Source organism: Shewanella hafniensis (assembly GCF_019655335.1).
GTDB classification, from domain to species: Bacteria; Pseudomonadota; Gammaproteobacteria; order Enterobacterales; family Shewanellaceae; genus Shewanella; species Shewanella hafniensis.
Window position 1 is genome coordinate 1 of sequence record NZ_BPFD01000084.1, and the last position, 18,514, is coordinate 18,514.

General features: G+C 41.7%; 17 protein-coding genes and 1 pseudogene. All 18 read left to right on the forward strand.

Going from position 1 to position 18,514, the window contains the following annotated elements:
• Positions 1 to 443: 443 nt before the first annotated feature.
• Positions 444 to 2,930, forward strand: coding sequence for an SLBB domain-containing protein (locus tag K5Q99_RS18475; RefSeq protein WP_220777716.1), 2,487 nt, complete (start codon positions 444 to 446; stop codon positions 2,928 to 2,930).
• A gap of 114 nt (positions 2,931 to 3,044) precedes the next feature.
• Positions 3,045 to 3,455 carry a type VII toxin-antitoxin system MntA family adenylyltransferase antitoxin gene (mntA, locus tag K5Q99_RS18480; protein WP_220777717.1) on the forward strand — a complete coding sequence of 137 codons (411 nt, stop codon included), beginning with the start codon at positions 3,045 to 3,047 and terminating at the stop codon, positions 3,453 to 3,455.
• Positions 3,445 to 3,882 (forward strand): type VII toxin-antitoxin system HepT family RNase toxin, encoded by a 438-nt coding sequence (gene hepT / locus K5Q99_RS18485; RefSeq protein ID WP_220777718.1) that lies wholly within the window; start codon positions 3,445 to 3,447, stop codon positions 3,880 to 3,882. The genes mntA and hepT overlap by 11 nt, the downstream gene beginning before the upstream one ends.
• An 80-nt stretch (positions 3,883 to 3,962) precedes the next feature.
• A complete protein-coding gene (locus K5Q99_RS18490; RefSeq protein WP_220777719.1) occupies positions 3,963 to 4,340 on the forward strand; it encodes a four helix bundle protein in 378 nt (125 codons plus the stop codon).
• Between the two features lie 183 nt (positions 4,341 to 4,523).
• The gene (locus tag K5Q99_RS18495; RefSeq protein ID WP_220777720.1) at positions 4,524 to 5,492 is read left to right on the forward strand and encodes a Wzz/FepE/Etk N-terminal domain-containing protein; all 969 of its coding nucleotides are present in this window, start codon (positions 4,524 to 4,526) and stop codon (positions 5,490 to 5,492) included.
• A 305-nt stretch (positions 5,493 to 5,797) separates the two neighbouring features.
• Positions 5,798 to 6,131 (forward strand): annotated as a pseudogene (locus tag K5Q99_RS18500) (GNVR domain-containing protein); the annotation flags it as partial.
• Between the two features lie 97 nt (positions 6,132 to 6,228).
• Positions 6,229 to 7,218, forward strand: a complete 990-nt coding sequence (locus K5Q99_RS18505; protein WP_220777721.1) for an exopolysaccharide biosynthesis polyprenyl glycosylphosphotransferase — start codon at positions 6,229 to 6,231, stop codon at positions 7,216 to 7,218.
• Positions 7,219 to 7,968: a glycosyltransferase family 2 protein gene (locus K5Q99_RS18510; protein ID WP_220777722.1), complete on the forward strand. Its 750-nt coding sequence runs from the start codon at positions 7,219 to 7,221 to the stop codon at positions 7,966 to 7,968.
• 12 nt (positions 7,969 to 7,980) lie between these two features.
• On the forward strand, positions 7,981 to 9,051 hold the full coding sequence (gene rfbB, locus K5Q99_RS18515; protein WP_220777723.1) for a dTDP-glucose 4,6-dehydratase: 1,071 nt from the start codon (positions 7,981 to 7,983) through the stop codon (positions 9,049 to 9,051).
• 77 nt (positions 9,052 to 9,128) lie between these two features.
• The gene (gene rfbA, locus K5Q99_RS18520; RefSeq protein WP_220777724.1) at positions 9,129 to 9,998 is read left to right on the forward strand and encodes a glucose-1-phosphate thymidylyltransferase RfbA; all 870 of its coding nucleotides are present in this window, start codon (positions 9,129 to 9,131) and stop codon (positions 9,996 to 9,998) included.
• On the forward strand, positions 9,995 to 10,894 hold the full coding sequence (rfbD, locus tag K5Q99_RS18525; protein WP_220777725.1) for a dTDP-4-dehydrorhamnose reductase: 900 nt from the start codon (positions 9,995 to 9,997) through the stop codon (positions 10,892 to 10,894). The genes rfbA and rfbD overlap by 4 nt, the downstream gene beginning before the upstream one ends.
• A 38-nt stretch (positions 10,895 to 10,932) precedes the next feature.
• Positions 10,933 to 11,478, forward strand: a complete 546-nt coding sequence (rfbC, locus tag K5Q99_RS18530) for a dTDP-4-dehydrorhamnose 3,5-epimerase (RefSeq protein WP_220777726.1) — start codon at positions 10,933 to 10,935, stop codon at positions 11,476 to 11,478.
• A gap of 1 nt (position 11,479) precedes the next feature.
• Positions 11,480 to 11,899, forward strand: a complete 420-nt coding sequence (locus K5Q99_RS18535) for a sugar 3,4-ketoisomerase (RefSeq protein WP_220777727.1) — start codon at positions 11,480 to 11,482, stop codon at positions 11,897 to 11,899.
• Positions 11,877 to 12,338, forward strand: coding sequence for an acyltransferase (locus K5Q99_RS18540; RefSeq protein WP_220777728.1), 462 nt, complete (start codon positions 11,877 to 11,879; stop codon positions 12,336 to 12,338). The genes K5Q99_RS18535 and K5Q99_RS18540 overlap by 23 nt, the downstream gene beginning before the upstream one ends.
• Before the next feature lies 1 nt (position 12,339).
• Positions 12,340 to 13,482, forward strand: coding sequence for a DegT/DnrJ/EryC1/StrS family aminotransferase (locus K5Q99_RS18545; protein WP_220777729.1), 1,143 nt, complete (start codon positions 12,340 to 12,342; stop codon positions 13,480 to 13,482).
• On the forward strand, positions 13,479 to 14,729 hold the full coding sequence (locus K5Q99_RS18550) for an O-antigen translocase (RefSeq protein ID WP_220777730.1): 1,251 nt from the start codon (positions 13,479 to 13,481) through the stop codon (positions 14,727 to 14,729). The genes K5Q99_RS18545 and K5Q99_RS18550 overlap by 4 nt, the downstream gene beginning before the upstream one ends.
• A 20-nt stretch (positions 14,730 to 14,749) precedes the next feature.
• Complete coding sequence (locus K5Q99_RS18555) at positions 14,750 to 16,144, forward strand: hypothetical protein (RefSeq protein ID WP_220777731.1); 1,395 nt, start codon at positions 14,750 to 14,752, stop codon at positions 16,142 to 16,144.
• Between the two features lie 809 nt (positions 16,145 to 16,953).
• Positions 16,954 to 18,267, forward strand: a complete 1,314-nt coding sequence (locus K5Q99_RS18560; protein ID WP_220777732.1) for a hypothetical protein — start codon at positions 16,954 to 16,956, stop codon at positions 18,265 to 18,267.
• The last annotated feature ends 247 nt before the right edge of the window (positions 18,268 to 18,514 follow it).

Here is an 18,514-nt window from a genome sequence, read left to right on the forward strand (position 1 = left end):
GGCTAGCTTAGTTTTTAAAGTGGGTATTGAGGCAAAGACGACAATTAGCCTAGTTAAATTATTGTTGTATTTGCCTACCTAAAGTAGAAATTACTCGGCGTGTTTTCTCAAAAGTTTGATGATGTTACTCGCTAGGAATACTAAAGGATTAGAGCCTTGCCATTCCTTACATAAGGAATGATAAAGTTTTATTGCTTGAAAAATAAAGATTTTCGCATCGCGAAGGGCAATATAGAAGCCGCAATCTATGGGCGGTAGCGTGCCTGAAAGGCATCGAATGAATAGTTTCATTCGTTAAGCGGACGCCGAAGGCCTCAGGCCGCCACGCGGCTCGGTAGCGTGCCTGAAAGGTGAGAAACCGAAGGTTGAGCTCTCGAACGAGAGGTGCGGATAAAATCTAATCAAATAAGTTTTGCCCCAATTTTTATAAACGGAGATATCTGGTGCTACGACAAGTCAAAAAATTCATCATACTAGGCATAAGCGCCGCGATTTTGATGGGCGCGCAGGCTAATGCCATTACGCCATCTCCGCAGATGATCGAGCAGTTCAAAGCATTACCTAAGTCTGAACAAGAAAGATTAGCACGCCAATATGGTGTTGACCCTTCAATGATAACTGGGGCCAGTACCACAGCGACAGTTGTTGAAAATCCTACAGTAGTGACTCCGCGCGCGGCGAAAAATAATGTGGTTGATCAATCAGAGAGCGATCAGTTAAATCAAGCGACTAAGTCAGAATCTACGGTTGAGGCAATCGAAGATAAAAAAGAAAATCAACTCAAACGTTTTGGCTACGACCTCTTTGCGGGTTCACCAAGTACATTTGCACCAGTTAGTGATGTGCCCGTACCTGCTGAGTATATGATTGGTCCTGGTGATAGTCTGAATGTTCAGTTGTTCGGTAAAGAAAATAACCAATATACATTAACAGTGGGCCGTGATGGTGCCATTCAGTTTCCTAATTTAGGGCCTATATCGCTAGTTGGTTTGAGTTTTGCTGAGGTGCGCGAATTATTACAGCAAAAGATTAGCCAAAGCATGATCGGCATTGAATCAAATATCACTATGGGCGAATTACGCTCAATCCGCATTTTCGTTGCAGGTGATGCTTTCCAACCAGGCTCTTACACAGTTTCAAGTTTATCGACAATTACTCAAGCCCTATTTATCTCTGGTGGCGTGAACCAAATTGGTAGTTTACGCAATATTCAAATTAAGCGTGCTGGTAAAACGGTAGGCCACTTAGACTTATATGATCTTCTGCTTCGCGGGGATGCCTCTGGGGATATTCGTTTACAATCTGGTGATGTCGTATTCATTCCATCTTCAGGTGGTTCGGTGAGTGTGATGGGGGAGGTTCGTCGTCCCGCTATTTATGAACTCAAAAATAATGAAACAATGGCCGATGTTATTCGCATGGCTAGTGGTCTAAACCCAGGCGCTTATCCTAAAGCAAGTACGGTTGAACGTTTCAGTAACGAATCAGTTAAAACCGTAATCAGTGTTGATTTGACCGAAAATGCGGGTTTAAACACCTTAGTTAAAAATGGTGACCTTTTAAATGTAAGATCGGCCTCCAGCCGTATCGATAATGCGATTACTGTCGCTGGTGCTGTCGTTCGACCTGGTAAGTATCAATGGACGAAAGGTCTGACCGTTGCGGATTTACTTCCTTCAATTTGGGGTGACCTCACTATTTCAGCTGATTTGGATTATGCCTTACTAGTACGTGAGATAAATCAGCGCGGCGATATTCAAGTTGAGCGTATTGCGCTCGGACGCGCAATAGGTGAGCCTAAATCACACTACAATCCTCAATTGAATCCGCGTGATTCAATCATAGTGTTTGATTATGCAGACCGCGAAGCGTTACTAAAGCCAATAATTCAAAAGCTGAGAGAGCAAAGCCGTTTTGGCGATGCTGCTAAGTTGGTCAGTATTAATGGAAATGTACGTTTTCCTGGCCAATATCCCATCACGATTAATGCTGATGTTAAAGAGCTACTTATCGCTGCCGGTGGTTTAGAGGAAGGCGCTTATACCCTTGCAGCGGAATTAACTCGGCAACAAGTATCAGAGCAAAATGGGGTGTCAGTTGAGCATGTGCAGCTGAGCTTAGATCGCGTAATGCAAAATGATCCATCTGCAAATATTAAGCTACAAAGCCGCGATATTCTAACGGTTCGCACCCTTCCAGATTGGCAAGATACTCGTTGGGTAACCATTAAAGGGGAAGTCAAGTTCCCAGGTACCTATAGCATTCAACGCGGTGAAAGCTTAAAAGATGTCTTGGCGAGAGCGGGTGGCTTAACCACAGATGCTGCTCCTCGCAGTGCGGTATTTTTACGTAAATCGGTAAAGGATAAAGAGCAGCTTGAGTTATCAAAACTTGCTGATGAATTGCGCCGAGAGATAGCTGCGAAAGCGCTGACCAAAGATACCCCAACTATTGGTTATAACGATGCAAATCAAATGCTCAATGAGCTCGAGAATGTCAAAACGGTGGGTCGATTAGTTGTTGATATTAATGCCATAGAATTAGGGATTGATAGCGCAAACCTTATGCTTGAGGATGCCGATGCCTTGTACATTCCACCGACCAATCAAACGATTTCTGTCATGGGCCAAGTGCAACACCCAAGTACACACAGATACAAGCAAGGTATGACTTTCGATCAATATCTGGCTTTATCAGGCGGAGCGCGTAAACGTGCCGATGAATCACGCTCTTATGTACTAAAAGCTGATGGTTCTGTCCAAATGCCTGAATCATCTTTTTGGTTTAATGGTGGAAGTGCCATGGAACCAGGCGATACCATAGTTGTACCATTAGATACTGAATACAAAGATAACCTAACCTTATGGTCACAGATAACCGGCATTATTTATAATACTGCAATTGCTGTATCGGTAATCTCAGGGCTGTAAAACGAAGATGCTAGGGCGTTGCTCCGCAATTTCTAGGGCGCATTACAAAACGCTGCTGCTAGCAGCAAAGCGCCCTTGCTTCTCGCAGTCGCTCTGCTTTTCCACGGAGGTACCATGACTGAGCAAGAATTTAACCGTTGCAAGATGCAGTTGTTGAAATTGGCTGATGCAGATAAGCAAATAAACGCGCTTTGGCTATACGGTTCGCACGCTAAGGGATTGGCTCATGAGCACAGTGATTTAGATTTAGCTGTGCAGTTTACCTCCTTTGAGCCAGATATTTTTGCTCGGCGTATGCGCCCCGAGATGCTTTTACTGGATTGGCAGCAAAGTTTACAGCTACGTGATGGTCAATTGTCGGTGATTGACCTTATGCAAGCACCCATACTGCTTGGTATCGAAGTCCTACAAGCCAATACCCTTTGGTATTGCCGCGAGCGAGGTTTAATGCTGCAGGGTGTGGGTAAAATCATGTCGCGATATGAAACCGACTATCTACAGCAGTGGGTGATACATGAGCGATAACATAAAACATGACGGGTATTTAGCGGCAATGCGTGTCCATGTGCAGCAGTGCCAAAGTGATTTAGAAGAACTGCGTAACCACTTTTTGCAGGCACCACTTGATAAATATCAGCGTTTGGCTTTACAACGTTTAATGCAAATAAGCATTGAGTCAGCAATTGGTATTGCCAAACATTGGGCGCAACAAGTAAACCAACGTCCAATATTGGAGGCCTATCAAGCCTTTGATATTTTAAATAATGCAGGTTTACTTAAAGGCAATGCGCCTTGGCGTCAGATAATCGGCATGCGTAATGTGTTGGTGCATGATTATTTGAATCTGGACGAACCATTGCTAGAAGTTGTTATCCGCCAGCAGTTATACGCGGTAATTTTTGATTTTTGCTATCAAGGATTAGCGGCGCTAGAACGGCCTTCGGCCTGCTAGTACGCCACTGCATGGCTCTAGGATTTAGGCCCTAGGCCCTAGAAGTGCAGCGTCCTAGTTTCTGCTTTTAAGGAGCCCCAATGCGATTCGAACAACTGGATGTTTGGAAACGCGCTTGTCGCCTTTCATGTGATGTTTATAAGGAACTTAAAAATTGCCGAGATTATGGGCTCAGAGATCAGATGAGCAGAGCGGCAGTTTCTATTCCCTCAAACATTGCTGAGGGGGAGGAACGTGAGTCGAATGCAGAGTCCGCAAGATTTCTTTATTTTGCAAAAGGCTCATCTGGGGAACTGATTACTCAGATATATATTGCGATAGAAATTGGCGTGATAGACAAGCAAAACGGAATGACTCTTATCAAAGAGGCTAAAGAAATTTCAGCAATGATTGCTTCTTTGATAAAAATACGAAAAGGCAGTGTCCGAGAAGAGTCCGCAGATTATAAAAGTACTTAGAAACTAGGATGGCCTTAGGCCTCTAGGAGGCTTCGCTCTAGGCGCTAGCACCTAGCACTTAGGACGCTTCGCTCTCGGCGCTAGCCCCTAGAAGCGCAGCGCTCTGCTTTTCATAACACTTTCTTTAAATATCTTTAAGCTTTCCTAGGGCCTAGCACCTAGGGCCTAGAACCTGAAGAACCAATGAACAGACAAATTACTCAAAACCCAAACACATACCAATCCGACGCAAGGTTTCCTCAAGTGCAAGATGACGAAATCGATCTTCGTGAGTTGTTCTCCGTCATCTGGCAAGGCAAATGGTTAGTCATTGCCATTACGGCAGTGTTCGCTATTGGTTCTGTGGTATTTGCGATAATGCAACCCAATATATATAAGTCTGAGGCATTACTTGCCCCGGCAGCTGAAGAACAAGGTGGTGGCTTGAGCGCGTTAGCCTCTCAATTTGGCGGTTTAGCCAGCTTAGCTGGAGTTAATTTAGGCGCTAAAGGCGGTACTGATAAAACCCAGCTTGCCATTGAGGTATTAAAATCGCGTCAATTTACCAGCGATTTTATCCAAAAACATAATATCCTTGCTGACTTAATGGCCGCTGAAAAATGGGATCGTGATACAGATAAACTTATCTATGATGAAGATGCCTATAATGAAGCCACTAATACTTGGGTGCGTGAAGTTAAAGCACCATTAAAACCTGAGCCATCGATGCAAGAGGCTTATAAGGTTTTTAGTAAAATCATCGCTGTGAATAAAGATAAAGAATCAGGCATGGTAACTATTTCTGTTGAGCATTTATCCCCAACGGTTGCAGAGCAATGGGTCACTTGGTTAATTGAAGATATTAATAAAGTGATGAAAGAGCGCGATGTAGCTGAAGCCAATCGCAGCAGTGAATTTTTAAATAAGCAAATTGCCCTAACCAATGTCGCCGATATTAAAGCGATTCTTTATAAGTTGGTGGAAGAACAAGCTAAAACCATTATGTTTGCCGAAGTGCGCGATGAATACGTATTTAATACCATCGACCCAGCATTAGCGCCCGAAGAAAAGGATAAACCGAAACGTGCGTTAATATGCGTGCTAGGAACTATGCTCGGCGGCATGCTGGGCGTAATGTTTGTTTTAATTAGGCACTTCATGAGAAAAGAGTAGAATCTAGAATCTTTCTGTTATCTGTCATTCTCGCGACAGCGGGAATCCAGCTTTTAGATTCTAGAGCCACGTAGTGGCGTTCTAGCAGTTGCGAAGCAAGGCTCTAGACTCTAGCACCTTCTAAGGGCCTATTGGGACAGTTTTTAGAAGAACAGTAAAACCTAGGCTTTACGTGGGATGGTGAACAGACGGCTGTCTCAAAATGGATGAAATGTGTCTCAGCATTGGTTGGAAGGCTGAGATGGAAAAAGTGGAGATTTCGAATTAGAACTCCCACCAAGCAGTAACAGTGGTTAACCTAGCAGGTGGAGGACATCAATCGGGTGATGAAACATTGGGATGTACAGAAGGAAGAGCGCAGTACGCAGTTTGTAAATAAGCAGATAGAACTCACCAATGTCGCCGATATTAAAGCGATTCTTTATAAGTTGGTGGAAGAGCAAGCCAAAACCATTATGTTTGCCGAAGTTCGTGATGAATACGTATTTAAAACCATCGATCCCGCATTAGCCCCTGAAGAAAGGGTTCAGCCTAAACGCGCATTAATATGCGCACTAGGCACTAGGCACAATGCTTGGCGGCATGTTAGGTGTTATGTTTGTTTTAATAAGGCACTTTGCTCGTAAACAGAGTGTATAGAATATAAACGTAGGGTTTCTGCATTTGATTTTAAAGTCATGTAGCGGTGCTCTGCATGCCATAGGCCATCCTAATGGTTAACAAATTAGGTCTTTGTATGAATTTACGAGTCAATGAAATAGTAGAAGCCGATGAGTTTCAACCAATTAAAACGGTAACTAAACGTTTTAAGTCAAAACGACAGGTACTCACTCAGGAGGTAATTTATGTCTATTGCCCTAAAGATAGGGAGTTGGAGATAGGTGAGATTATTGATGATTACTCATTCGATATGATCGTTAATGACTACAGCATTACTGATTTAAGCTGTAAAGTTATTTGTCACTTTGAAAGTGCTCGTTTATCCAAAGAGCAACGGCAATTTTTGGTTAAAGCAACTGAGTTGGGTGCTTGGGTGGAGCCGTTAGTAAGTTATCTAGATGAACGGCTAGGTTATACTGAGGTTCGTTTACTTCATAGCGGTTATTTTTTACATCAAAAAGCATTCTCGATTTTATCAACCAAACGTACCCAGTTAGCAAAACGAGTTATTGATTTATTAGCAGCATTTTTGCTTTGTACCGTGGCAATTCCAGTAGGGCTTATTACCGCTTTGGCGATAAAATTAGAAAGCCCTGGTCCTGTATTTTATAAACAGCGTCGCACAGGACAATATAATGATGAATTTGAAGTCATTAAATTCCGTTCAATGCGTAGTGATGCAGAAAAGTCAGGCGCGCAATGGGCAACTCAAAATGATACTCGCGTAACAAAAGTGGGTAATTTTATCCGCAAAACCCGCATTGATGAATTACCTCAAATAATTAATATTTTAAAAGGCGAAATGTCGATTGTTGGACCGAGGCCAGAACGCGAAGTATTTATCGCCAAACTCGAAAAAGAAATTCCCTATTATCGTTTCCGTCATGCGGTTAAACCTGGGGTTACTGGGTTAGCGCAAGTGAGTTACCCCTATGGTGCTTCAGTTGAAGATGCAGTTTGGAAGCACAAATATGACATTTACTATATTAAACATCATAGTACTTTATTAGATATAAAAATTCTTTTAAAAACGGTTAAAGTTGTTTTATTTGGTATGGGACGATAAATGGAATATCAACCACTAGTATCGATTATCATGCCAAGCTATAACTCTGCTAGAACTATCGCTGAAAGCATTGAGTCAGTTATGGCTCAAACATATCAAAACTGGGAATTATTAATTACTGATGATGTATCTGTTGATAATACTAGAGATATAGTTCGTTCCTATTGCGAAAAAGATAATCGAATTAAGTTGTTTGAGCTAGATAAAAATTCTGGTGCAGGCGCATCACGTAATAACAGTATCGAAAGTTCAAAAGGTGATTATATTGCATTTCTTGATTCTGATGACTTATGGTTTCCAGATAAGCTGTTGATTCAGATTGCCTTTATGAAAGTTAATAATGTTTTATTATCGTACAGTGCATATCAGAAGTTTGGTGCTAACGGTGATGGTGGAATAATTACACCGCCTAACTCAGTTACTTATAATCAGTTATTGACTGGCAATGTCATTGGCTGTTTAACTGCTATATATAACGCTAAAATATTAGGTAAGCGCTATATGCCGTTAATTCGTAAAAGACAAGATATGGGGCTATGGCTTAGTATTTTAAAAGATATAGATAAGGCGTTTGGAATTGACAGTGTATTAGCTAAATATCGTGTGGATACAGGCATGACACAAAATAAATTAACTATATTAAAATGGCAGTGGGCTTTTTATCGTGAAGTTGTTGGTTTAAATTTTTTTGAAGCCATTAAATGTTTTATTTTGTATGCCTACAAAGGCTTTTTAAAAAGTAGAATATGAAAGAGTAATTAAATGAAAATTTTAGTAACAGGTGGTGCTGGTTTTATTGGCTCTGCAGTAGTTCGTCATATTATCAGCAATACTCAAGATAACGTAATTAACCTTGATAAACTGACTTATGCAGGAAATTTAGAATCGCTTGTGAGCGTGGAGGCAAGTGAGCGTTATGCATTTGAGCAAGTCGATATTTGTGACAGAGCAGAGCTAGATAGAGTATTTGAACAGTACCAACCTGATGCAGTAATGCATTTGGCGGCAGAGTCACATGTTGACCGTTCAATCACCGGCCCAGCTGATTTTATTCAAACTAATATTGTTGGCACTTACACGCTGCTGGAAGCTGCTCGCCATTACTGGATGCAACTTGATGCTGAGCGTAAATCAGCTTTTCGTTTTCATCATATTTCAACCGATGAAGTGTATGGTGATTTGCCACATCCAGATGAAGTGGCGGCAGGCTCTGAACTGCCATTATTTACCGAAACGACTCCTTATGCTCCTAGCAGCCCCTATTCAGCTTCTAAAGCTTCGAGCGACCATCTAGTACGTGTATGGCTACGTACCTATGGTTTTCCAACGATTGTAACTAACTGTTCAAATAACTACGGCCCGTTTCACTTCCCTGAAAAGTTAATCCCTCTGGTTATCCTCAATGCCCTTGAAGGCAAGCCATTACCAATTTATGGCAAAGGCGATCAGATCCGCGATTGGCTGTATGTTGAAGACCATGCTCGTGCACTATACAAAGTAGTTACCGAGGGCAAAATTGGAGAAACCTACAATATTGGTGGTCATAACGAAAAGCGGAACTTAGAAGTAGTACAAACTATTTGCAGCATCTTAGATTCATTAGTGCCCCAAAACACACCTTATGCTGAGCAAATTACCTATGTAACTGATAGACCTGGCCACGATCGCCGTTATGCCATTGATGCAAGCAAAATGAATGCAGAGCTTGATTGGCAGCCACAAGAGACTTTTGAAACGGGTCTACGCAAAACCGTCGAGTGGTATTTAGCTAACCAAGAATGGTGCCAGCATGTTCAAGATGGTACTTATCAGCGTGAGCGTTTAGGCATTTAATGCCTTTTACTATTTTGTTTTAAAGCCCTGATTTTTCTTTAAACCTAGGGACTATTTATTTAGGAGCTTATTTTTTAATGAAAGGAATTATTTTAGCCGGTGGTTCAGGTACGCGTTTATATCCATTAACCCGTGGTGTATCTAAACAACTGTTGCCCATTTATGATAAACCGATGATTTATTATCCGCTATCAACACTTATGTTAGCGGGCATTAGAGATATATTAATTATTACTACCCTAGAAGATAATGAGGCGTTTCGTCGCTTACTGGGTAATGGCTCAGATTTTGGTATCAACTTAAGCTATGCAGTACAACCTTCACCAGATGGCCTAGCTCAAGCCTTTATGATTGGCGAAGAATTTATCGGTGACTCTAATGTGTGTTTGGTGCTTGGCGATAATATTTTTTATGGGCAATCTTTTTCCAAGACTCTCAAAAATGCAGCGAGTCGCCCGACGGGCGCTACTGTATTTGGCTATCAAGTAAAAGACCCTGAGCGTTTTGGCGTTGTGGAGTTTGATGCAAACATGAAGGCTGTTTCTATTGAAGAAAAGCCAGCTAAGCCTAAGTCTAACTATGCAGTCACGGGCCTGTATTTTTACGATAACAAGGTGGTGGAACTGGCAAAAGAAGTTAAACCGTCACATCGTGGCGAGCTTGAGATCACCACCCTTAATGACATGTACTTAAAAGCCGGTGAACTTAATGTCGAATTATTAGGCCGTGGTTTTGCTTGGCTTGATACCGGCACCCATGAGAGCCTGCATGAAGCCTCATCCTTTGTCCAAACCATTGAGCATGTACAAGGCTTGAAAGTGGCCTGTTTGGAAGAAATCGCTTTTCGCAATGGCTGGCTAAGCGCTGATGAGCTTAAAAATATTGCCAAGCCGATGTTTAAAAATGAGTACGGTCAGTATCTGGCACAATTGGCGGATAAAAAATGAAAATCCTTGTTACTGGAAGTAATGGCCAAGTAGGCAGTTGCCTGGTAAAGCAATTAACTGAACTGTCTGAAATTGAATGTTTGGCAGTAGATCGCGACCAATTGGATATTACTGATCGTGATGCAGTCAATAAGCTTGTTAATGAATTTAAGCCGGATGCCATTATCAACGCAGCGGCCCATACCGCAGTAGATAAAGCCGAACAAGAGGTAGAGCTTTCTTACTCCATTAATCGGTATGGGCCTGAATATTTAGCACAAGCGGCTAATAGTGTTGGTGCAAGCATACTGCATATCTCCACTGACTATGTGTTTGCAGGTGATAAAGAGGGTTCGTATGTTGAAACCGATGCTGTTGCACCTCAAGGTGTGTATGGTCACAGTAAGCTTGCGGGTGAACAGGCTGTTGCTGCGGCCTGCCCGAGGTATATTATTCTGCGTACTGCTTGGGTGTTTTGTGAAACGGGCAATAACTTTGTAAAAAGCATGCTGAGGTTGGCACAAAGCCGAGATGAACTCGGAGTGGTAGCAGACCAATTTGGTAGCCCAACCTATGCTGGTGATATTGCCCATGCCTTAATTGTTATGGTACAAGCCTTATATAATGGCAGCACGGCATATGGCATTTATCATTTTTCTGGTATGCCACATGTGAGTTGGCAGCAATTCGCGGTTGAAATTTTCAAGCAAGCCAAGGCGCAGGGGCTCTTGAATAAAGAGCAAAGCAAAGATGGACATAAAGAGATGCAGGTAAATGCGATTACCTCAGACCAATACCCAACCCCCGCCAAACGCCCAGCCAACTCCAAACTCGATTGCCAAAAAATCGATCAAGCGTTTGGCATCAAGCCTAGTGATTGGCAATCAGCATTAAAGCAACTGGCCAGCTACCAGTAAATAAATTCAACATTCAACATTAAGCACTCAACATTAAAATGATGATCATCGACACCAAAATCCCTGCCGTAAAAATCATCGAACCCAACGTCTTCGGCGATGAGCGCGGCTTTTTCTTTGAAAGTTTTAACCAACAGCAATTCGAAGCGGCTGTGGGTTATTCGGTTAATTTCGTACAAGACAACCACTCAAAATCCAGCAAAGGCGTATTGCGTGGCTTACATTACCAGCTTGCGCCGCACGCGCAAGGTAAATTGGTGCGCTGCGTGGTCGGTGAAGTGTTTGACGTAGCAGTGGATATTCGCAAAAGCTCACCCACCTTTGGCCAATGGGTTGGGGTGCATCTCTCTGCCGAAAATAAACGCCAACTGTGGATCCCGGAAGGGTTTGCCCATGGGTTTGTGACATTAAGCGATACGGCAGATTTTTTGTATAAGACGACTAATTATTATCATCGTGAAAGTGAAGGTGCAATTGCATGGAATGATCTCGATCTGAATATTCAATGGCCTGTTGAGCGTGTCTTGCTTTCGGAAAAAGATCAGAACGCTCAATCATTTTTAAAATTCAAGCAGGCAATTTAACATGCAAATTAAGCTAATTCCCCTTCAAGCCCACGGTGATGATCGCGGCTCGCTTATTGCGCTGGAAGAAGGCAAAAACATCCCTTTTCCGGTTAAACGGGTTTATTACCTCTTTAATACCAAAGAGGGCGTTCGCCGCGGCTTTCATGCCCACAAGACGCTTAAACAAGTGGCTATTGCAGTGCGCGGGTCTTGCCGTTTTGTATTGGATGATGGTAACGAACGTGTCGAAGTGTTGCTCGATAATCCGGCCCAAGGCTTGCTGATTGAATCCTTTATGTGGCGAGAAATGTACGACTTTTCTGAAGATTGCGTGCTGATGGTGTTGGCTGACCAGCTTTATGATGAGTCAGATTATATCCGCGACTATGCACAATTTATTGAGGCCGCTAATAGCCATGTTCATTCATCCGCTCAGTGATGTCCAAAGCAACAACATAGGTGAAGGCACTCGGGTGTGGCAGTTCGCTGTCGTGCTTAAAGATGCCACCATTGGCCGTGATTGTAATATTTGTGCCCATACCCTGATTGAAAATGATGTAGTGCTAGGGGATAACGTCACCGTGAAATCGGGCGTCTATATCTGGGACGCCACCACCATTGGTAATAACGTCTTCATCGGTCCCTGTGCCACCTTTACCAATGATAAAATGCCGCGCTCCAAAGTGTATCCTGAAGCGTTTGCTCGTATCACTATTGAAGACAACGCTTCTATTGGTGCCAACGCGACCTTATTACCGGGCATTACCATTGGCAAACATGCCATGGTGGGGGCTGGGAGCGTCGTGACGAAAGATGTACCTGCTTTCGCTGTGGTAGTGGGTAATCCGGCCAAAATTATTAAATATATAGAGCAGTAATATGATCAACTTCCTCGATTTAAAAGCCATCAATAACCAATATCAGCAAGAACTCAAAGATGCCTGCGCGCGGGTGATTGATTCCGGCTGGTATATTATGGGTAATGAACTGACCCAATTTGAAACTGAATTTGCTGCCTATTGCGGCACCAAGCATGCGATTGGTGTCGCCAATGGGCTGGATGCATTAATTCTCACCCTGCGCGCTTGGAAGGAACTGGGCAAACTACAAGCCGGTGATGAAGTGATTGTTCAGGCTAATACCTATATCGCCTCTGTGCTGGCCATCACCGAGAATGATTTGGTACCGCTATTGGTTGAGCCAAACCCTGCCAGCTATAACCTCGACCCTGCCACGCTGGCTGCTGCCATTACCCCGAAAACCAAAGCCATTCTACCAGTGCATTTATATGGTCAGTTGAGCCCGATGCCAGACATTATGGCGATTGCCAAAGCGCATAACTTATTGGTGCTGGAAGATTGCGCCCAAGCGCATGGCGCCGAGATTAACGGCAAGCGCGCCGGTAACTGGGGCGATGCCGCTGGCTTTAGCTTTTATCCGGGCAAAAACCTCGGTGCCCTTGGCGATGCCGGTGCCATCACTACCAATAATGACGAATTGGCACAAACCCTCAAAGCCTTGCGCAACTACGGTTCCCATAAAAAGTATGAAAACCTCTATCAAGGCGTAAATAGCCGCCTTGATGAAATACAAGCCGCCATGCTGCGAGTCAAGTTGCGCCATCTAGAGGCCGAAACCGCCCGCCGCCAGCAGATCGCCGCCATGTATTGTGAAGGCATCAACAACCCACGCATCGTATTACCACTCGATGCCGCCGCATTCACCAGTAACGATTCGCCATTAACTATTCAACATTACAAACAACATGTTTGGCACCTGTTTGTAGTGCGTTGTGAAAACCGCGCTGCTTTGCAACAGCATTTGGCGGATAAAGGTATTCAAACCTTAATTCATTATCCCATCCCACCGCATCAGCAGCAGGCGTATCAGCAATATGCCGAAATGCAGTTGCCGCTGACCGAGCAAATTCACCAACAGGTGCTCTCTATTCCTCTTGACCCCACCATGAGTGATGAAGCGGTGAAGCAAGTGATTGCTGCCATGAATGAGTTTGCTGGATGAAGCGTTTGCTCAAAGTCACCGCCATGACCGGGTTATTAACCCTGCTGCGCATGGCGATGGGGTTTGTCATTGCCAAGGTGGTGGCCATTTATACCGGCCCCACTGGCATGGCGATGCTTGGCCAAGTACAAAGCATGGTGGGTAGTTTAAACGGCATTATTAATGCGCCAGCCGGTAGCGGTGTGGTGCGTTTTACCGCTGAATATAAAGAGCAAGGCTTTGACGCCTGCGCCCCTTGGTGGCGCGCCGCGCTGCAATGTGTGCTTATTATTTCGGCGATAGCTATTCCGCTGGGGATATTTTTAGCCAAGCCGATAGCCAGCAGCTTATTTCAAGATGCAAATCTTGCCTGGGTGGTGGTGGCGACCGTCTGCTTATTGCCGTTTGCTGCCATAGGCACCTTGTGCAATTCGGTGATCAACGGCCAGCAGTTATATCGCCGTTATGTCGGCCTGGGCATGCTTTCGGCGCTGATCTCGGGCGGTGTAATGTTGGGCATGATTGCTTGGCAAAATATTGAAGGCGCATTATTAGCGGCAGCCGTGCAAGCTGCCTTGATTGGCGTAGTGATGTTAATCGCCAACCTGCGCCAACCTTGGTTTAAGCTGCGTTATTGGTGGGGCGTGGTCGAGCCCAAAGCGCGCAAAGAGATTGGCGGTTATATGCTGATGGCCATCACCAGCGCCTTAACCGTGCCGGTCTCCATGATCTTGGTGCGAAATATTTTGATTGACCAAGTGGGTTGGGATACCACCGGCCAATGGCAAGCGGTGTATAAAATCTCTGAAGTCTATTTAGGGGTGATCACCATGGCGCTCGGCACCTATTATTTGCCGCGCCTCGCGTCATTAACCAGTGTTGATGCCATTGTCAGTGAAATCCATAAAACCGCACGAGTAATTATCCCGATTGTCGCGATTATGGCGCTCGGTGTTTACTTATTGCGTGATGTAGCGATTTCACTGCTGTTTACAGATGCATTTCGCAGCGCACGTGACCTGTTTGCTATTCAATTAACCGGTGATGTAATTAAAATCCTGGCTTGGCTGTATGCCTATCCAATGATCTCTCGTGGCGCCACTAAATGGTTTGTCGGCACTGAAATCGTGTTCACGATGAGCTTTGTTGCGCTTACTTATACATTAGTGCAACAGTATGGAGTCGTGGGGGCAAATATGGCCTATGCGATAAATTATTTCATTTACTTTGTTGTAGTGTTTTCTAATATTAAGCGGATTGCCTGCTGATAAAAATTGAGTTTATATATATGCAACCCACTGTTAACCCAAAAATAATTGAGTTCATCGATTATTACAAAGCTGAGATTTATCAGCTTCCTATTGATAAGGCGTTAGAGCAAGCTGAGCAGTTAGGGTTGCTTTTACGTGTAAATGAAGTCGGTATATATTCTTTAAATGATGTTGAATTATTTTTAATAGATAAAATTTTTACGGATTTACAGTTCGAACATGATGTGGCAAATAAAACAACACATGATGAGGTGATATTTATAGCGACAGAACTATATCATACTGGTGGACACACAAGGCTGATGGAAAGGCTTGCAACTTTCCTAGATTTTAAGCCTGACTTGCTAATAACTAAAAAGCCACAGGCATCAATCATTGAAAGAGAGAACGTGTTTTTTTCTAAAATACATGATGGTTCTGATGGCGACTATTCAGTAATGGAAAAGATTGCTTTCCTTTTGAAGGTGGTTTTGCAGTATGACATTGTTGTTATAAACACACATCCTGAGGATATTTATTCTATTGTTGCTTGTGGTTTAGCAAAAAGAATAAAGCGCGATATTAAAATCCATTTCGTTAACCATGCAGATCATACTTTTAGTTATGGAAGCTCTATTTCAGATGTATGGTATGAAATAAGTGACTATGGAGTGGCTGTTGACGCAAAGCGTGGATTAAAAGCTAAAAAATGTTTTTTGGGTATACCTATCGACACCAGTAAACAAAATTCAGAAAGTAGTTATAAGTTTGAAAATGGCGATTTGATTTTAAGTGCCGCATCAGCCGGTAAATACAAACCCAATAACCAGAAAAGTATAATGCCTTTAGTTAGTGCGCTGCTTGATAAATATGACATGTCAACATTTCAAATAATTGGCGTTAATGTTTTTACTAACTATTGGTGGTGGGCGATAAAGTTAAAATACTGGAATAGACTGACACTGTGCAAATCACTGCCATACGAAGAATATATAAAAGCAACGAGTGCAGCAAAATTATATATAGATAGCCATCCATTTCCAGGCGGCACTGCATTTGCGGAACAGTTTTTACAAGGTCGTTTATGTGTAGGATTAAAAACTACTTATACCGGCTATACACCACTAGAAGTATTTAAGAAAGAATGTGTTGACGATGTTTTGGAAGAAATAAATTTTATAAGCGATAAAAGCATTGTTGAAGTTAAAAAGCAAATTGAAAGCATACATAGTTTTGCTTCAGTGAAAGTACGATTTTTAGATGCAATATTCAAAAATAAATATGCAAGAGGATGTGTTCATACAACTAACCATCCAAAGATAAATAAAAAATTTGAAATTATTCCAGTAGGAGCGAGCAAAATTTCTAAAATTATAAGAATTACTACAATAAAGGCGCTTTTTTCCCTTTGTATAAAGAAGTCTTTCAAATAGATATATGAGTTAATGTCGTGGAGTCAACACCGAAGTGCAATGCTCGGTGAGGCAATGATTGGCCTAACTGATGGTACAACTCTACACATGTTTACCAAATAAGTGCGAAAGATGTACTAGCAGCTAACCGAAGGCCAAGCATACTAGAATTCTCTTTGCATAGACAGGGCGCCTGTCAGTCAGAAACAACGTAGTGTATTGGGATCAATAAATCAACAGTGCCCAGAAAATGGAAAAGGAACTCAACAAGCCAAAGGGGGTGATCCCAGAGAGACCCATGCTACGGCCATGAACCGACGAGCTTGCACTGCTAAACGCAAACTAACCGAGATGGTAGTGGAGTTTGTAAAGATGATACTGGCGGATTGGAGTCCGGAATAAATCAACTCTGTGTCGCACTTGGTCGGGCTATCGGTGAGCTAAGAATGGATATAGCAGTACGTCCAGTATGACGGGAGTATACTTTGCTAAAAACCTTGAAAAGCATAAAATTAGAACAATTTTGATACTCAGAAAATAAGCGGTATACTGATTTCTATAATGTAAAACTAAATCAAAATTCGTCTATATCTGTTCGAATAATGTGTCTATCAATATATTTAACAAAATATGTTACCATTCAGCCTGCTAGGGAATCCGCCTGTTAATGTCAAAATGAAAGGATCACGCCTAAGTAATTATGACTCAAATTTAGTGCCCTCTCCTTGGCTTGTGCTAATTTTCATGGTTTAAAAATTTTTTGTGTATGGCACATAAAATCAATTCTTTATTTTGGATATAATGTCAAACAGCCCGTTAAGGTTAAATAAATGTGGATTGTTTTTTTATTGGTTATAATTTTATTCATATTGATGAATAAAATTTTTGCGCTTAGGCTTAATTCGAAAGGTATTAGTCCAATAAATATATTTTTTTATGTGAATGTGTTTATATTTTCGTTTTTTGGTGTTTTTTTTATATATTATTTCAAGGACAGCATTGCACAATTACCTGGTAATGGTATAGTTTCAAGGCTTAGTCTAGATAATACAACCTTGATAACCTCTTTTTATTTGTATTCTTTGGTTGTACTGTTACTTCTTATCCCTTGGTGTGCTCAGCCTTATGCAAAGGTTGATTTATATGGCCGTATTAAATCCGGGGTTGTATATAGTGAATATTCGTGCTTGCCCTTAGTAAGCATTCAGATATTAATGGCTTTAATAAGTTTTTTATATATTGGTGTTGAAAACTTACCTTTATATGTTGCATTTAATGATGGATTCATTCAAGCATCAATCGTTAAAGCAAGTTTGATGAAAGGTGAGCTTGATTATAATATTCCATTTTTTCATAATTTATTTAAAATATACATAATCACACTCCCATTAGTGCTTACATCTGCACGTGCATATAACAGAAAATCGGTCACATATACTGTGTGCGTTATTAGCTGTCTAGTTACAATGATTTATTTAATTGCAGATTTACAAAAAGCGCCTGCTGTGCTTTTCGCTATAGCTATTTTTTTTGTTAGATTGCATATCTTAGGTTCTTCTTGGCGAAGTTTTGTTATAATTTCTATTTTGGTATTATTATCAATGTTACTATATTTGCTGCCATATATCGTTGGTGACAATATGGATTTATTTTCTGGTGTTTTGGCTTTCATAAATAGAGCTTTTGTAGCTCAAGTGACCGGCATGTATTTTATAGTTGCTTTAATAAAACCAGATATTAATTATATTCTTTATAACTTTCCTTTTGCGGGTAGGTTTTTTGACTTACCACCTAAGGCCGATGCTATTGTTATGACTGAGTTATTTGGTTATAAAGAATCTAATGTAAACATGAATTCATACTTCCTTGGTGAGGCCTACTCTTCTATGGGGATCTGGGGTTTATTGATCTCTCCATTTGTTGTTCTTTTTACCCTTGCTATATCATTTTTGTTTTATTCTTGGCTTACCCAAAAAAATGCATTCATTGGTTTTTCATTGTGTCTGGTAGGTATCCTATTTTACATGCCGATCAATCAATCTTTTAATTCATTTTTATGGATGAAAGATTTTCTCTTATTATTTGTTTATTCGTTGATGGTTTATTTTATTTTAAGTACATTTAGTCGGGTAAAAATGAAATAACCTATTTTGAGTTGTTTTGAATTATACATATTCTTCTCTGTCCATATTGTAATCGAGTTTTTAATTAAGTTAGCTATCTACATTATCCGTGACCTGTTACTTAGCCATTCGATAACGGTCATTAACTCATATATATTGAGTGTGATAAGGGGATAATATTTTATTCAGTTAGCTAATTAAGCTTGATAGAATATTGATGTGAGCGTATATGTCGTTGTAGCATCGCCTATATTACTATATTTACTTC

Bases quoted from the DNA above. Each gene is read 5' to 3' on its own strand.
- mntA (WP_220777717.1), top strand. From the start codon at position 3,045: ATGACTGAGCAAGAATTTAACCGTTGCAAGATGCAGTTGTTGAAATTG.
- hepT (WP_220777718.1), top strand. From the start codon at position 3,445: ATGAGCGATAACATAAAACATGACGGGTATTTAGCGGCAATGCGTGTC.
- K5Q99_RS18490 (WP_220777719.1), top strand. From the start codon at position 3,963: ATGCGATTCGAACAACTGGATGTTTGGAAACGCGCTTGTCGCCTTTCA.
- K5Q99_RS18495 (WP_220777720.1), top strand. From the start codon at position 4,524: ATGAACAGACAAATTACTCAAAACCCAAACACATACCAATCCGACGCA.
- K5Q99_RS18505 (WP_220777721.1), top strand. From the start codon at position 6,229: ATGAATTTACGAGTCAATGAAATAGTAGAAGCCGATGAGTTTCAACCA.
- K5Q99_RS18510 (WP_220777722.1), top strand. From the start codon at position 7,219: ATGGAATATCAACCACTAGTATCGATTATCATGCCAAGCTATAACTCT.
- rfbB (WP_220777723.1), top strand. From the start codon at position 7,981: ATGAAAATTTTAGTAACAGGTGGTGCTGGTTTTATTGGCTCTGCAGTA.
- rfbA (WP_220777724.1), top strand. From the start codon at position 9,129: ATGAAAGGAATTATTTTAGCCGGTGGTTCAGGTACGCGTTTATATCCA.
- rfbD (WP_220777725.1), top strand. From the start codon at position 9,995: ATGAAAATCCTTGTTACTGGAAGTAATGGCCAAGTAGGCAGTTGCCTG.
- rfbC (WP_220777726.1), top strand. From the start codon at position 10,933: ATGATGATCATCGACACCAAAATCCCTGCCGTAAAAATCATCGAACCC.
- K5Q99_RS18535 (WP_220777727.1), top strand. From the start codon at position 11,480: ATGCAAATTAAGCTAATTCCCCTTCAAGCCCACGGTGATGATCGCGGC.
- K5Q99_RS18540 (WP_220777728.1), top strand. From the start codon at position 11,877: ATGTTCATTCATCCGCTCAGTGATGTCCAAAGCAACAACATAGGTGAA.
- K5Q99_RS18545 (WP_220777729.1), top strand. From the start codon at position 12,340: ATGATCAACTTCCTCGATTTAAAAGCCATCAATAACCAATATCAGCAA.
- K5Q99_RS18550 (WP_220777730.1), top strand. From the start codon at position 13,479: ATGAAGCGTTTGCTCAAAGTCACCGCCATGACCGGGTTATTAACCCTG.
- K5Q99_RS18555 (WP_220777731.1), top strand. From the start codon at position 14,750: ATGCAACCCACTGTTAACCCAAAAATAATTGAGTTCATCGATTATTAC.
- K5Q99_RS18560 (WP_220777732.1), top strand. From the start codon at position 16,954: ATGTGGATTGTTTTTTTATTGGTTATAATTTTATTCATATTGATGAAT.